Origin of the sequence: Streptomyces sp. Da 82-17 (assembly GCF_046098215.1) — a bacterium.
Lineage (GTDB): Bacteria > Actinomycetota > Actinomycetes > Streptomycetales > Streptomycetaceae > Streptomyces.
In genome coordinates, this window is the sequence record NZ_JBJURH010000012.1 from 170428 (window position 1) to 184756 (window position 14329).

At 72.9% G+C, this 14329-nt stretch carries 14 protein-coding genes; 8 read left to right on the forward strand and 6 right to left on the reverse strand.

Annotated elements, in window-relative coordinates:
* The first annotated feature begins 137 nt into the window (after positions 1-137).
* Positions 138-575, forward strand: coding sequence for a BlaI/MecI/CopY family transcriptional regulator (locus ACIDOF_RS21775; RefSeq protein ID WP_409007661.1), 438 nt, complete (start codon positions 138-140; stop codon positions 573-575).
* 75 nt (positions 576-650) lie between these two features.
* On the opposite strand, the gene ACIDOF_RS21780 is transcribed toward ACIDOF_RS21775, so the two are convergent.
* The 4 genes from ACIDOF_RS21780 to ACIDOF_RS21795 all read right to left on the reverse strand — a co-directional run bounded on the left by ACIDOF_RS21780 (position 651) and on the right by ACIDOF_RS21795 (position 3988).
* Positions 651-1106, reverse strand: a complete 456-nt coding sequence (locus ACIDOF_RS21780) for a tellurite resistance TerB family protein (protein WP_409007662.1) — start codon at positions 1104-1106, stop codon at positions 651-653.
* A 113-nt stretch (positions 1107-1219) separates the two neighbouring features.
* Positions 1220-1981, reverse strand: coding sequence for an enoyl-CoA hydratase (locus tag ACIDOF_RS21785; protein WP_409007663.1), 762 nt, complete (start codon positions 1979-1981; stop codon positions 1220-1222).
* Positions 1982-2085: 104 nt separating this feature from the next.
* The gene (locus tag ACIDOF_RS21790) at positions 2086-2862 is read right to left on the reverse strand and encodes an SDR family NAD(P)-dependent oxidoreductase (protein ID WP_409007664.1); all 777 of its coding nucleotides are present in this window, start codon (positions 2860-2862) and stop codon (positions 2086-2088) included.
* A gap of 250 nt (positions 2863-3112) precedes the next feature.
* On the reverse strand, positions 3113-3988 hold the full coding sequence (locus ACIDOF_RS21795) for a LysR substrate-binding domain-containing protein (RefSeq protein ID WP_409007704.1): 876 nt from the start codon (positions 3986-3988) through the stop codon (positions 3113-3115).
* A gap of 156 nt (positions 3989-4144) precedes the next feature.
* On the opposite strand from ACIDOF_RS21795, the gene ACIDOF_RS21800 reads away from it, so the two are divergent.
* From ACIDOF_RS21800 to ACIDOF_RS21810, 3 genes are all read left to right on the forward strand, one after another.
* Positions 4145-5317 (forward strand): L-talarate/galactarate dehydratase, encoded by a 1173-nt coding sequence (locus ACIDOF_RS21800; protein ID WP_409007666.1) that lies wholly within the window; start codon positions 4145-4147, stop codon positions 5315-5317.
* Positions 5318-5417: 100 nt separating this feature from the next.
* Complete coding sequence (kdgD, locus tag ACIDOF_RS21805) at positions 5418-6368, forward strand: 5-dehydro-4-deoxyglucarate dehydratase (RefSeq protein WP_409007667.1); 951 nt, start codon at positions 5418-5420, stop codon at positions 6366-6368.
* 49 nt (positions 6369-6417) lie between these two features.
* A complete protein-coding gene (locus ACIDOF_RS21810; protein ID WP_409007668.1) occupies positions 6418-8016 on the forward strand; it encodes an aldehyde dehydrogenase (NADP(+)) in 1599 nt (532 codons plus the stop codon).
* A 74-nt stretch (positions 8017-8090) separates the two neighbouring features.
* Here ACIDOF_RS21810 and ACIDOF_RS21815 read toward each other — a convergent pair whose 3' ends face one another.
* A complete protein-coding gene (locus ACIDOF_RS21815) occupies positions 8091-8933 on the reverse strand; it encodes an SMP-30/gluconolactonase/LRE family protein (RefSeq protein ID WP_409007669.1) in 843 nt (280 codons plus the stop codon).
* On the reverse strand, positions 8930-9703 hold the full coding sequence (locus ACIDOF_RS21820) for an IclR family transcriptional regulator (RefSeq protein ID WP_409007670.1): 774 nt from the start codon (positions 9701-9703) through the stop codon (positions 8930-8932). The genes ACIDOF_RS21815 and ACIDOF_RS21820 overlap by 4 nt, the downstream gene beginning before the upstream one ends.
* Before the next feature lie 264 nt (positions 9704-9967).
* On the opposite strand from ACIDOF_RS21820, the gene ACIDOF_RS21825 reads away from it, so the two are divergent.
* From ACIDOF_RS21825 to chvE, 4 genes are all read left to right on the forward strand, one after another.
* Positions 9968-11122 (forward strand): mandelate racemase/muconate lactonizing enzyme family protein, encoded by a 1155-nt coding sequence (locus ACIDOF_RS21825; protein ID WP_409007671.1) that lies wholly within the window; start codon positions 9968-9970, stop codon positions 11120-11122.
* A complete protein-coding gene (locus ACIDOF_RS21830) occupies positions 11119-12135 on the forward strand; it encodes a zinc-binding dehydrogenase (RefSeq protein WP_409007672.1) in 1017 nt (338 codons plus the stop codon). Before ACIDOF_RS21825 ends, ACIDOF_RS21830 begins: the two co-directional genes overlap by 4 nt.
* Positions 12136-12206: 71 nt before the next feature.
* Positions 12207-13181, forward strand: coding sequence for a hypothetical protein (locus ACIDOF_RS21835; RefSeq protein WP_409007673.1), 975 nt, complete (start codon positions 12207-12209; stop codon positions 13179-13181).
* 1 nt (position 13182) lies between these two features.
* On the forward strand, positions 13183-14298 hold the full coding sequence (chvE, locus tag ACIDOF_RS21840) for a multiple monosaccharide ABC transporter substrate-binding protein (RefSeq protein WP_409007674.1): 1116 nt from the start codon (positions 13183-13185) through the stop codon (positions 14296-14298).
* Positions 14299-14329: the final 31 nt, after the last annotated feature.

Here is a 14329-nt window from a genome sequence, read left to right on the forward strand (position 1 = left end):
GTCGGTCCGGGGCCCCGGCCGGGGTCGTCTCGGCGTAGAGCCGCTGGTCGCGGTTGGTGGGCGTGGGCTTGCCCCGGCCGGGGAAGGGGGCGGTGGGCGGTCAGTACGATGGGGCCCGCGGTAGAGAGGAGTGGGCCATGGTGCGTGACCGGGGTGACGGGCCCGCATCGCGGCGGCGGCGCGGGCAGGGCGAGTTGGAGGGGCAGGTCCTCGGGGCGCTGCGCGCGGCCGGCGGCCCCGTGAACGCCGGCTGGGTGCAGGAGCGCCTCGGCGCCGGCCTGGCGTACACCACCGTCATGACGATCCTCACCCGCCTCCTCGCCAAGGGCGCCGTGACCCGGCGGCGCGAGGGCCGATCCTTCCTGTGGGAGCCCGCCGCCGACGAGGCGAGCCTCGCGGCGCTGCGGATGCGGAAGGTCCTGGACGGCGAGACCGACCGCGAGGCCGTCCTCGCCAGCTTCGTCACCGCCCTCGGCCCGGACGACGAACAGCTGATCCGCGCCCTGCTCGGCGAGGCGGCGGACGACACCGGCGGCACCACCGAGGGCGCCGCCGACGACCGGCCGGAGCACTGACCCGTCCCCGACGAGCCCCGTCCCCGACGAGCCCCGTCGGCCCTGGACGGGCCTTGACGGGTCCCGGTTCTGCGGTCAGAGGTCGAACTCGTGGGGCGGCAGGTCGAGGGCGTAGCAGGCGTCGCGTACGACCTGGCGCTCGTCCTTGTCGAAGTCGCCGTCCGCGCCGCCGATGACGATGCCGATCTGGATCACGGCGCGCGCCTCGGCGGGCTTCTTCTTCGCCTTGGCGACCTCCTGGAGGACGCTGACCTTGCCGAAGTCGAAGTCGGCGGCCAGCTTGTCGCAGTTGGCGTCGAAGCGGCGCTGCAGGTCGTCGGCCGGGAAGTTCGCCAACACGTCGTTGGTGGCGATGAGTTGGGCGACCTTGCGGCGCTCGCTCGGGTCGATGCTGCCGTCGGCGGCGGCGACGAGGGCGCACATGGCCATCGAGGCGTCGCGGAAGGCGCCGCTCTTCAAGTCGTTCTTCTTGGCGTTGAGTTGGGTCTGCATCTGCGATGCGGACTCCTTGATGCGGTCCCAGAGGGCCATGACGGACTCCGTGGCTCGGTCGACTCACTTACTTCTACAACACTGTAGAAGTTAGCAGGAGGCGGCGCCCGGAACACACTCGGGTGCGCCGCGCGCCGCCTCCCCCGCCGCCCTCAGCCGCCGAGCCCCTTGCGGAAGGCGTCGAGGCGCTCGCGGGTGTCCGGCAGGCCGAGGGACCACAGCTGCTCGCGGGTCTCGTCGGCCAGGACGTCGTCGTGGCTCCGGCCGTCACCCGCGGTGCGCAGCGTCTGCTTCGTACGGCGCACCAGCTCCGGGTCGACGCCTTGCGTACGGCCCGCCAACTGCAGGGCCGCGGTGAGGAGTTCGTCGTCCGGGACGCAGCGCAGGACGAGCCCCGCCGCCGCGGCGGCGGCGCCGTCGAGCCGTTCACCGAAGAGGACGAGGGCGGCGGCCGTCTGCGGGCCGACGAGACGGTGCAGCATCCAGGTGTGGCCGCCGCCCGGGTGCAGCCCGATCTTCAGGAACCGGGTGTCGAACCAGGCGGAGGCCCCCGCGAGGCGCACGTCGCAGGCGAGGGCGAGATTGAAACCGGCGCCCACCGCCGGGCCGTTGACCGCCGCCACGGTCGGCAGCGGGGAACGGGCCACGCGCAGGAAGCCGTCGTAGACGCGGCGTACGCCCGCGGAGTCGCCGTCGGCCGCGGCGAGCAGGTCGGCGAGGTCGGCCCCGGCGCAGAACGCGCTGCCCGCGCCGGTGATGACGACGGCGGTGACGGCCGGGTCGGCCTCCAGGTTGTCGAACGCGGTGCAGACGTCGTCGACGAGCGCGCCCGAGATGATGTTGCGGCGTCCGGGGTCGTTCAGGGTGAGCAAGGCGGTGCCCTGGTCCACGGTCACGTCGAGGAGATCGCTCATGGCGCGGTGCCTTTCCTTGGCTGGTGAGGGTCTGAGGGTATGAGGGGTGTCGCGGGGACGGGTTCTGCGTACGGCCGGGAGGATTTTCGCTCCCCCTCGCGCCGTCACGGCTCGCGCGGGCTGCGGAACACCGTGTTCACGCCGAGGAGTCCGCCGTCGACGCGCAGGGTCGTGCCGGTGATCCAGGACGCGTCCCGGGAGGCGAGGAAGGCGACGGCTGCGGCGATGTCCTCGGGTTCGCCGACCCGGCCGAGCGGGTAGAGCCGCCGCACCTCTTCGAGCCGGTCCTCCCGCCCCGCCCACGCGGAGGTGCGTACGGTGCCGGGCTCCACGAGGTTGACGCGTACGCCTCGGGGGCCCGCGTGGTCGGCGAGGGTACGGGTGAGGGAGGCGAGGCCGGCCTTGGCGGCGCTGTAGGCGTGATTGCCGAAGGAGACCTCGCCGTTGACCGAGCCGACGCTGACGATCGCTCCGCGCCCGGACGCCTCCAGGTGCGGGAGGGCCGCCCGGGCGCAGCGGAAGGCGCCGTTCAGGGTGATGTCGAGGTCGTGCTGCCAGGTCTCGTCGGGCTCGTCCTCGAAGCGGGGTGCGTCGGGGGTGCAGGAGGCGGCGATGTTGACGAGCACGTCGAGACGGCCGAAGAGGCCGACGGCTCGGTCGACGGCGGCGTGCACGTCCGTACGGGAGGCCACGTCGCAGGTCAACGCGTGGGCGGTGGCGCCCTGTTCGCGCAGGGCGGCCGCCGTGCGGTCGACGGCTGCGCCGTCCGCGTCGGTGAGGAGGACTGCGGCGCCTTCCTCCGTGAGGCGGTGGGCTGTCGCGGCGCCGATGCCTCGGGCTGCGGCGGTGATCAGGACTCCGTGATCCTCGAAGCGTCTCATCCACCTGAACGTACCGGTGTCCCCTCCCCCGGGCTCCGCTCCTGGCCCCGTTGGTAGTTCGTCTGCCGCGCCGCGGTGGCCGGTCGCGCAGTTCCCCGCGCCCCTTCCCGGGGCTCCGCCCCGAACCCCGCTCCTCGAACGCCGGAGGGCCTGGTTTGTCAGGGGCGCGGGGAACTGCGCGAGCGGCCACGACGAAAGCCGCGGACGAACGAACAGCGGCGCAGCCTTGCGGGGGCGTGGGGCCAGGCTTCTACAGCTCGCGCAGCAACGCGTGCAACGCCGGGTTGTCGTTCGTCCTGCGCCACACCAAGTGCAGCTCCACCGGTTCCGGGTCCACGAGGTCCAGTTCCCGGAACCGGATTCCCGGGAACCGCATCTGCGCCGCCGCCTCGGGGACCAGGGCGATGCCCCAGCCCGCGTTGGCCATCGCGAGGAGGCTGTGGACCTGGCTGAGGTACTGCGTGAAGACCGGCGTGACCCGGGCCGCGCGGAAGACACTGACGAGGAGTTCGTGGAAGTAGCGGGCCTCGACAGGGGAGTACATCAGCATCTGCTGGCCGTCGAAGTCCCGCACCCTCAACGGCCCCTCCCCCGCGGCGAGTTCATGCTCGTGCGGCACCGCCGCGAGCAGCCCCTCGCGCATCGCGGGACGGGTCTCCAGGTCGGGCCCCGTACTGGACGGCCGGATCATGCCCAGGTCGAGGGAGCCCTCGGCGATCGCCTCCAGCTGGTCGCGGGAGACCAGTTCCCGCAGCACGAGTTCCGCGCCGGGCGTCGCCGAGCGGGCCACGTCGAGGAGCGTGCCGAGCGAGCGGTACGCGCTGGCCGCCGTGAAGCCGATCGCGATCGCCCCGGCCTCGCCGGTGGACACCTGGCGCGCGGCGAGCGCCGCCGAGTCGGCCTGGCGGAGGATGCGCCGCGCCTCGTTGAGGAAGGCCCGCCCGGCGGGCGTGAGCCGCACCGAGCGGTTGGTGCGGTCGAGGAGGGAGACGCCGAGCTCGTGCTCCAGGAGCTGGATCTGCCGGCTCAGTGGCGGCTGCGTCATCCGCAGCCGCTCCGCGGCCCGCGTGAAGTGCAGTTCCTCCGCCACGGCCACGAAACTCACCAGTTGCTGCAGCGTGAACACGGCCCGCTCCCAAGCGATGGTCATTGATTCATTGATGCTCTGTCTGTATCCGTCGATCCAAAAACAATGTTGGACGTGGATCAATCCCCGACCTTAGCGTCGAAGGGCCGGAGTGAAGCAACGCCCGCCCACAGGGCTCGAAGCGAAGTGGTGACGATGACGCAGACGACCGCCCAGGCCGGGCCCCGTACGGGCGAGGCGACGCTCGACACGATCGCGTGGATCAGGCTCTCCTCGGTCGCCCTGCCCCTCGCCACCCCGGTCAGCGACGCGAAGGTTCTCACCGGGCGGCAGCGGCCGATGACCGAAGTGGCGTTCCTGTTCGTCGAGTTGGAGACCGCCGAGGGCCACCGGGGCATCGGCTTCAGCTACTCCAAGCGGGCCGGCGGGCCCGGCCAGTTCGCGCACGCCAAGGAGATCTCCGGGGACCTGCTCGGCGAGGACCCCAGCGACATCGGCAGGATCTGGACGAAGCTCGTGTGGGCGGGCGCCTCCGTCGGCCGCAGCGGTCTGGCGACACAGGCGATCGCCGCGTACGACGTCGCCCTGTGGGACCTCAAGGCCAGGCGGGCCGGGCTGCCGCTCGCGAAGCTGCTCGGCGCGCACCGGGACTCGGTGCGCTGCTACAACACCTCCGGCGGGTTCCTGCACACGCCGACCGAGCAGGTCCTCGACAACGCCGAGGCGTCCCTCGCCAGCGGCATCGGCGGCGTCAAGATCAAGGTCGGGCACCCGGACGGCAGGCAGGACCTGCGCCGGCTCGCGGCCGTACGGGAGCGGATCGGCGACGACGTGCCGCTGATGGTCGACGCCAACCAGCAGTGGGACCGGCCGACCGCGCAGCGCATGGGCCGCGCCCTGGAGGAGTTCGGCCTGGTGTGGATCGAGGAGCCCCTCGACGCGTACGACGCGCAGGGGCATGCCGCGCTCGCCGCCTCGCTGGACACCCCGGTGGCGACCGGCGAGATGCTGGCGAGCGTCGCCGAGCACTGGGAGCTGATCCGGCAGGGCGCCGCCGACGTGATCCAGCCGGACGCGCCGCGGATCGGCGGGATCACGCAGTTCCTGAAGCTGGCCGCGCTCGCCGAGCACCAACAGCTGCAGCTGGCCCCGCACTTCGCGATGGAGATCCATCTGCATCTGGCGGCCGCGTACCCGATCGAGCCGTGGGTCGAGCACTTCGACTGGCTGGAGCCGCTGTTCGAGGAGCGGCTCGCCATCAGCGGCGGCCGGATGCACGTCTCCGCCCGGCCCGGCCTCGGCATCACCCTCAGCGAGCAGGCCCGCGCGTGGACGCAGGCCACGCACGAGGTCGGCACCCGCCCCTGAGCCCCCTCCCGGAAGCACTCGCCCTGCCCCGTAGAACCCCTCAACCCCCTCAACCCCCTCCACACCCCTCCAACACCCCTCCCGCAACAGGAGCAGCACCATGACCTCGTCCTCGTCCACCCCGGCGGAGTTCACCCCGGCGGAGCTCGCCTCGCGTATCGGCTCCGGTCTGTTGTCGTTCCCCGTCACGCACTTCGACGCCGCGGGCGAGTTCGATGAGGCCGGGTACCGGGCGCACATCGAGCGGCTGTCCGGCCACGAGGTGGGCGGCCTGTTCGCCGCGGGCGGCACCGGCGAGTTCTTCTCGCTGACCGCCGACGAGACCGAGCGGGTCGTCGCCGCTGCCGTGGCCGCCGCCCCCGCCGGCACGCCGATCCTCGCGCCCGCCGGGTACGGGACGCGCACCGCGATCGCGTACGCGCAGGCCGCCGAGCGGGCCGGGGCCGACGGCGTGCTGCTGTTCCCGCCGTACCTCACGGAGGCCGGGCAGGAGGGGCTGGCCCGGCACGTGGAGGCGGTGTGCCGGTCGACGTCGCTCGGCGTCGTCGTGTACGGGCGGGCCAACGCCGCGTACAGCGCCGAGACGCTCGAACGGGTCGCCGAGACGTGCCCGAACCTGATCGGCTACAAGGACGGCATCGGCGACATCGACGCGATGACGCGGATCTACGCACGCCTGGGCGAGCGCCTCACCTACGTCGGGGGCCTGCCCACGGCCGAGACGTACGCGCTGCCGTACCTCGAACTCGGCGTCACCACCTACTCGTCGGCGATCTTCAACTTCCTGCCGGAGTTCGCCCTGGACTTCTACGCGGCGGTGCGCGGCCGGGACCACGCCGCGGTGCGCACGTATCTGAACGAGTTCGTGCTGCCGTACACGGAGATCCGCAACCGACGGGCCGGGTACGCGGTGAGCATCGTGAAGGCCGGGATGACGGCCGTCGGGCACCCGGCGGGGCCGGTGCGCGCGCCGCTGACCGATCTGACGGACGGCGAGCTGGACGAGCTGCGCGCACTGATCGCGAAGCTGCCCGCACCGGCAGCGCCGTGAGCGGCGGAACCGACCGAACATCCCGTACCCGTACGACGGAAGGACCGAAGTGACCGCAACCGCAGCTCTGGAGGGGGCCCTGTTCCTCGGGGCCGAGCGGGTCGTCGGCGAGGGGCCGGTGCTGCGCTCCCGCGACCCGCGGACCGGCGCCGAGCTCGACCCGCCGTACCGCGCCGCCGGGAAGGAGGAGGTGGCGCGGGCCTGCGCGCTGGCGGAGGAGGCCTTCGACGCGTACCGGGCGACCGAGCCGGAGCAGCGGGCCCGCTTCCTGGAGCGCGTCGCGGACCAGCTGGCCGGGGCGACGGAGGAGCTGGTGGCCCGCGCCCATCTGGAGACGGCGCTGCCGACGGCCCGGCTGACCGGTGAAGTGGGCCGTACGACGGGGCAGTTGAGGCTGTTCGCGCAGGTCCTGCGGGACGGCGGGCTGCACGGGGCGCGGATCGACCCGGCGCTGCCGGACCGTGCGCCGCTGCCGCGCCCGGATCTGCGGCAGCGGCGGGTGCCGCTGGGGCCGGTGGCCGTGTTCGGGGCGAGCAACTTCCCGCTGGCGTTCTCGGTGCTCGGCGGCGACACGGCCGCGGCGCTCGCGGCGGGCTGTCCGGTGGTGGTGAAGGCGCACGACGCGCATCTCGGCACGTCGGAGCTGGCCGCGCGGGCGGTGCGGGCGGCCGTCGTGGAGACGGGGATGCCGGACGGGGTGTTCTCGCTGCTCGTCGGCGAAGGGCCGGTCGTGGGCGCGCAGTTGGTGACCGATCCGCACATTCGGGCGGTCGGGTTCACCGGTTCGCGGGCGGCCGGTCTCGCGGTGCTCCGCGCGGCGTCGGAGCGGCCGCGGCCGATCCCGGTGTACGCGGAGATGAGCAGCGTCAACCCGGTGGTGCTGCTTCCGGGTGCGCTGGCCGAGCGGGCGCGGGAGCTCGCGGCGGCGTTCGTGGGGTCGCTGACGCTCGGCGCGGGCCAGTTCTGCACCAACCCGGGGCTGTTGATCGGTGTGGCGGGCCCGGACCTCGACGCGTTCGAGGAGGCGGCGGGCACGGCGGTCCGGGAGCATGTCGGGGCGACGATGCTGACGCCCGGCATCGCGCAGGCCTACCACCGCGAGGTCGAGGCGGTCGCGTCCCGCCCGGGTGTGCGGGTGCGTGCGCGCGGGGCGGCGGCCGGATCGGCGAGTCCCGGGCAGGCGGTGCTGATGTCGGTGGACGGTGACGTGTTCCGGGCCGACCCGGAGCTGCAGCGGGAGATGTTCGGTTCGGCCGGACTCGTCGTGCGCTGCCGGGATCTGGACGAGGTGGCCGAGGTGCTGCGGTCCTTGGAAGGGCAGTTGACGGCGACCGTGCACACCGCCGACGCCGACCTGCCTCAGGCCCGCGCACTCCTTCCGCTGCTCGAACGCCTCGCGGGCCGCGTCCTGTTCAACGGCTGGCCGACGGGGGTGGAGGTCGGGCATGCGATGGTGCACGGCGGCCCCTTCCCGGCGACGTCGGACAGCCGGACCACGTCGGTCGGCTCGCTGGCCGTCGACCGGTTCCTGCGGCCGGTCGCCTATCAGGACGTGCCGGAGGCGCTGCTGCCCGCCCCGCTCCTGGACGCCAATCCGTACGGGGTGCCGCGCCGGGTGGACGGCACGCTGGAGTCGCCGGGCGAGTAGGGCGACTCCCTCACCTGCGGGGCCCGTTCACGCGCCGGTCGGCGTGGGCGGGCCCCGTACGGCGTGGGCTGCGGTCAGCCCGCGAACGGTACGCCCGGCACGCCCTGCCCCGCGTCCGGGACGACCAGGACGGACCCGGCGAGCGGGTGCGGGTGGTCGAGGCCGACGCGGGCCGTGGTGACGTACAGGTCGCGCAGTGCGGGGCCGCCGAAGGCGCAGGCGGTGGGGCGGGCGACGGGGAGGCGGACGGTGCGGTCGAGGCGGCCGTCCGGGGTGTAGCGGCGGAGTTGGGCGCCGTCCCAGAGGGCGACCCAGACGCAGCCGTCGGCGTCGACGGTGAGCCCGTCGGGGAAGCCCGCGCCGGGCTCGATCGTCGCCAACTCCCGGCGTTCCAGGATGTGTTGGCCGTCGGCGCGGAGGACGTCGATGCGGCGGGTGGGGCTGTCGACGTAGTACGTGAGGGCGCCGTCGGGGGACCAGCCGGTGCCGTTGCTGACCGTCACGTCGTCGAGGAGGACGGTCGCGTCGCCGTCGGCCGCGATGCGGGTGAGCGTGCCGCCGCCGGGGCTCTCGTCGTACCGCATGGTGCCCGCCCACAGCGTGCCGTCGGGGGCGACGGCGGCGTCGTTGCCGCGGCGCCCTGCGACCGGGTCGTGGTGCAGCCAGGAGAACGCGCCGTCGGCGTCGTAACAGCCCACTCCGTCGCGGAGGTTGAGGACGAGGCCGCCTGCGGCGCGGGGTTTGGCGGCGCCGACGTGCTGTTCGGCGGCGAGGACCGTGGCGCGCCCCGTGGCCGGATCGTGCGTGTGGACGCGGGAGTTGAGGATGTCCACCCAGATCAGCCGACCGGCGGCCGCGTCCCAAGTGGGGCCCTCGCCGAGCTCGGCCTCGGCGCGGACCGCGAGCTCGGCCCTCACCAGGCGCCCCGGTGGCCGAGGCTGACGGAGAGGTCGCCGGCCCCCTTGGCGGCCAGTTCGGTCAGTTCGCGCTCGCGGTCCTCGCTCCAGCGGACCATCGGCACGGAGATGGACAGGGCGGCGACGACCTCGCCGGAGGCGTCGCGCACGGGCGCGGCGACACAGCTCACGTCGGGGTTCGCCTCGCGGTGCTCGACGGCTATGCCCATGGTCCGTACGGTCGCGAGCTCCTCGCGCAGCTCGTCGAAGCCGGTGATGCTGTTCGGGGTGAGGGCGATCAGCTCCTCGCACTCCTCCAGGCGGGCGTCCAGCTCGTCCTCGGGCAGCGAGGCGAGCAGCATCTTGCCGACGGACGTGCAGTGGGCGGGCAGACGGCGGCCGTTGGCGGAGACCATGCGGACGGCGTGGGTGGAGTCGACCTTGGCGATATAGATGACGTCGACGTCCTCCAGGATCGCCACGTGCACCGTCTCGTCGCAGGTCTCGGCGACCTCCTGGGCGACGCGGCGGCCCTCGGCGGCCAGGTCGAGCTTCTCCGCGTACCGGCTGCCGAGCTGGTGGTTGCGCACGCCGAGGCGGTAGCGGCCGGGCTGCTCGGGGACGGGCACGAGGTAGGAGCGGGCCGCGAGGGTGGTGACGAGTTCGTGCACCGTCGTGCGGGGCAGGCCCAGTTTGCGCACGATGTCGGGCGCGGAGAGCGTGCCGTCGCCCTCCAGGAAGAGTTCCATGATGTCCAGCGCCCGGGTCACCGCCGGCACGAGTCGGCCCATGTCCGCTCACCCACCCCTCAGTCACGTTCGAAACCCCGGCGCATTGCCGGTATCACGAACACAGGCTAAGCACAGGTGAGTTCGGCGGGCAATCGTCCCGCACGCCCCATCGGCGTTCCACCCCGCCCCGACGGCGTGCGGCCCGCGCCTGGTCGACGATCCCACTCTGCGCAACCCATTGACACCCCTCGGAGGGGCTGTTTACGTTCACGCCACCATCTCGAACGACTGACGAAATACCGAACACGCGAGAGGGCAACTGCCTTGCGCATCACCGGAATCAGCACTCATGTCGTGGGAACCCCCTGGCGCAATCTGACCTATGTGCTCGTCCACACCGACGAGGGCCTGACGGGTGTCGGCGAGACCCGGATGCTGGGCCACACCGACGCCCTGGTCGGCTATCTGCGGGAGGCCGAGGCCAACCACATCGCCGGCTCGGACCCGTTCGCCGTCGAGGACCTGGTCCGCCGCATGAAGTACGGGGACTACGGGCGGGCGGGCGAGATCGTGATGTCCGGCATCGCCGTGGTCGAAATGGCCTGCTGGGACATCAAGGGCAAGGCGCTCGGCGTGCCCGTCTGGCAGCTCCTCGGCGGCAAGGTCACCGACCGCGTCAAGGCGTACGCCAACGGCTGGTACACGACGGAGCGCACCCCGGAGGCGTACCACAAGGCGGCGCAGGAGGTCGTGGCGCGCGGCTACCGGGCCCTGAAGATCGACCCGTTCGGGACCGGCCACTTCGAGCTGGACGCGGAGCAGTCCCGGTACGCGGTCTCCCTGATCGAGGCCGTACGGGACGCGATCGGGCCGGACACCGAGCTGATGCTGGAGATGCACGGCCGGTTCAGCCCCGCCACGGCCGTACGGCTCGCGCGGGAGCTCGCCCCGTTCAATCCGGCGTGGCTGGAGGAGCCGGTGCCGCCGGAGAACCTGAAGGCGCTGCGGAAGGTCGCCGAGCGGGTCGACCTGCCGGTGGCGACGGGTGAGCGCATCCACGACCGGATCGAGTTCCGCGAGCTGTTCGAGGACCAGTCCGTCGACATCATCCAGCCCGACGTCGGGCACATCGGCGGCATTCTGGAGAGCCGCAAGCTCGCCGCGACCGCCGAGACGCACTACATGCTGGTGGCCCCGCACAACGTCGGCGGCTCCGTGCTCACCGCGGCCTCCCTCCAACTCGCCGCCTGCACCCCGAACTTCAAGATTCTGGAGCACTTCAACGACTTCGCCGACGCGGAGATCAAGAAGGTGGTGCGCGGCGCGCCCGCGGTCGACCCGGAGACGGGCTGCTTCGAGGTGTCGCACGCGCCGGGCCTCGGCGTCGAGTTCGACGTGGACGCGGCGGCCGAGTTCCCGCAGCAGCAGGCCCGGTTCGACCTGTGGGCGGACGGCTGGGAGCGGAGGAAGCCCAAGTGACCACGAGCCGTTCCGTCGTGGTCGAGCGTCCCGGCGTGCACCGCCTCGTCACCGGCCCCGTGCCCGAGCCGGGCCCCGGCGAGGTGCGGGTGCGGGTCGCGGCGGCCGGGATCTGCATGAGCGACCGCGAGCTGTACGACGGCCACCGCGACCCCGCGTACGTCCGCTACCCGGTCGTGCCGGGCCACGAGTGGTCCGGCACGGTCGAGGCGGTCGGCGCGGGCGTGGACGGCGGGCTCGTCGGGCGGCGCACGGTCGCCGAGGGCTTCCGCGCCTGCGGCTCCTGCACGCGCTGCCGGTGCGGCGAGACGAACCTGTGCGAGGGCGGGTACGCGGAGACCGGCTTCACCGAGCCCGGCGCGTTCGCCGACCGACTCGTCGTCCCCGCAAGGCTGTTGCACCTCCTGCCGGACGACGCCGACCTGAAGGCCGCGGCCCTCCTCGAACCGGCGGCCGTGGTGGCTGCGGCGGTACGGGCGGGCAGGCCCACCCCCGGCGACCGCATCGCCGTCGTCGGGGCCGGCACCCTCGGCCTGCTCGCCGTCCAGCTGCTCGCCGCGTCGTCGCCGGGCGAGCTGGCGGTGGTCGACCCGCGGGCGGCCCGCGGCGAGCAGGCGCTCGGCCTCGGCGCGGGCGCGGCGTACACCCCGAAGGAGGCCGCCGGCCTGGAGGGGCGGTTCGACCTGGTGGTGGAGACCGCGGGCGCGCCGTCCACCGCCGCCGCGTCCTGCCGCCTCGCCCGGCGCGGTGGGCGAGTGGTGCTCACCGGGATGTTCACGCCGGGCGCGGAGGGCATCGACCCGGTGCATCTGTCGGTGAGCCAGCTGGAGGTGCGCAGTGTGTTCGGCGCGTCCTCGGCGGCGTGGTCCGAGGCGGTCCGTGCGTTCTCCCTCGGCCTGCTCGCGCCCGCCGCGCTCGTCACGCACGAGTTCCCGCTGGACGCCTTCGACCGGGCCATCGCCCTGGTGGGCAGCGGGAGTTCGGAGGTCGGCAAGGTGCTGATCGTCCCGTGAGGCGCACGTCGTGGCAGGACCCGGCAGAAGGGCCGGCTCGGCACAACCGGAACAGCAGAACAAGGAGCCCCATGACCGACACCTCCCGCACCCTCCCCCGCCGCCCCGGCCTCGCCGCCCTCGACCGCATCGGGCACCCCTCCCCCGCGCTCGACCCCGCGGACGCCTCACCGCACACGTTCCCCGACGGCGGGACGTGGCGTACGGAGATCCCCTCGGTCGAAGGGCCCGAGGCGCTCGCCACGGTGCTGAAGGAGAGCGCGCGGCTCGACGTGCCGGTGCACCGGATCAGTCAGGGCAGCGGCATCTGGATGCTCACCGACGCCGAGATCACGGAGATGGTGGAGTCCTGCGCCGAGCGGGACATCGAGCTGTGCCTGTTCACCGGCCCGCGCGGCACCTGGGACACCGGCGCGTCCACGCGTACCGACTCGGGCGGCGCGGGGCTGCGGGCGCGCGGGCACGACGCGCTCGCCGGGTGCGTCGAAGACGCCGTACGGGCAACGGAGTTGGGCGTACGCTGCCTTCTCGTCGCCGACGAGGGCGTGCTGTGGACGCTGCACCGGATGCGCACGGCCGGGGTGCTCCCGGCCGACACCACGTTCAAGGTGTCCGCGCTGATCGGCCCGGTCAACCCGGCGGCGTACGGCGTCTTCGAGCGGCTCGGCGCGGACTCCCTGAACGTCCCCTCGGACCTCACTCCCGCGCACTTCACGGAGATCCGCCGGGAGAGCCGCGCCCCCATGGACCTGTACGTGGAGGCGCCGGACGACCTCGGCGGCTATGTGCGGATGTACGAGGCGGCCGAGCTGATCCGGCGCGGCGCCCCGCTGTATCTGAAGTTCGGGCTCAGCAGGTCGCCCGGCATCTACCCGTACGGCGCGCAGCTGCGCGAGACCGCGCTCGCCACGGCCAGGGAGCGGGTGCGGCGCGGCCGGCTCGTCCTCGACCTGCTCGCCCGGCACGGCGCCGCCGGCGGGATGTCGCCGCTCGGCTCGCGCGACCCGGGCGAGCTGCGGCGCTTCCCCGTACCCGAAGGAGACTGATATGCACACCCGCACGCGCCGCGCGACGCTCGCGGCGACCGTGGCCGGACTGCTCGCCCTGTCCCTGGCCGGCTGCGGCCAGGAGGCCCTGGGCGGCAGCCGCTACAAGCCGGAGGGCGGTGAGGGCGTCACCGTCGGCCTGGCGATGCCCACGAAGTCCTCGGAACGGTGGATCGCCGACGGGCAGAACATGGCGAAGCAGTTCCGCAAGGCCGGGTACAAGACGGATCTGCAGTACGGCGACGACAAGGTGGAGAACCAGGTCGCGCAGATCGAGAGCATGATCACCAAGGGTGTCGGGCTGCTCGTCGTCGCCGCGATCGACGGCTCGGCGCTCTCCGACGTCCTGGAGCAGGCGGACGAGGCGGGCATCCCCGTGATCTCGTACGACCGGCTCATCATGGGCACCGGGTCGGTCGACTACTACGCGTCGTTCGACAACGAGCGGGTCGGGCGCCTCCAGGCTCAATACATCGTGGACAAGCTGGAGTTGGGCGAGCCGGACAAGGGCGGCAGGAGCCACAGCATCGAGCTGTTCGCCGGGTCGCCGGACGACAACAACACCAAGTACTTCTGGAACGGCGCGATGGACGTGCTGCGGCCGTACCTGAAGTCCGGCCGGCTCGTGGTCCGTTCGCAGCAGACCACGATGGCGAAGGCGGCGACGCTGCGCTGGAGCGGTGAGACGGCGCAGAAGCGCATGGACGACATCATCACCAAGAGCTACGGCCAGGAGCGTCTGGACGCGGTGCTCTCGCCCTACGACGGGATCTCGATCGGCATCATCTCGGCGCTGCAGAGCGCGGGGTACGGCACGAAGAGCCAGCCGCTGCCGGTGGTGACGGGACAGGACGCGGAGCTGGCGTCGGTGAAGTCGATCATCCGGGGCGAGCAGACGCAGACCGTGTTCAAGGACACCCGCAAGCTCGCCCAGCAGGCCGTGCAGATGGGCGACGCGGCACTGACGGGCAAGAAGGTCGAGGTCAACAACACCTCGGACTACGACAACGGCGTGAAGACCGTGCCGTCGTACCTGCTCGACCCGGTGAGCATCGACCGGAAGAACACGCAACTCCTCGTCGACGAGGGGTACTTCACGGCGGGGCAGCTCCGGTGAGCGCGGCCGAGGGGCCGGCGCCGGTCCTGCG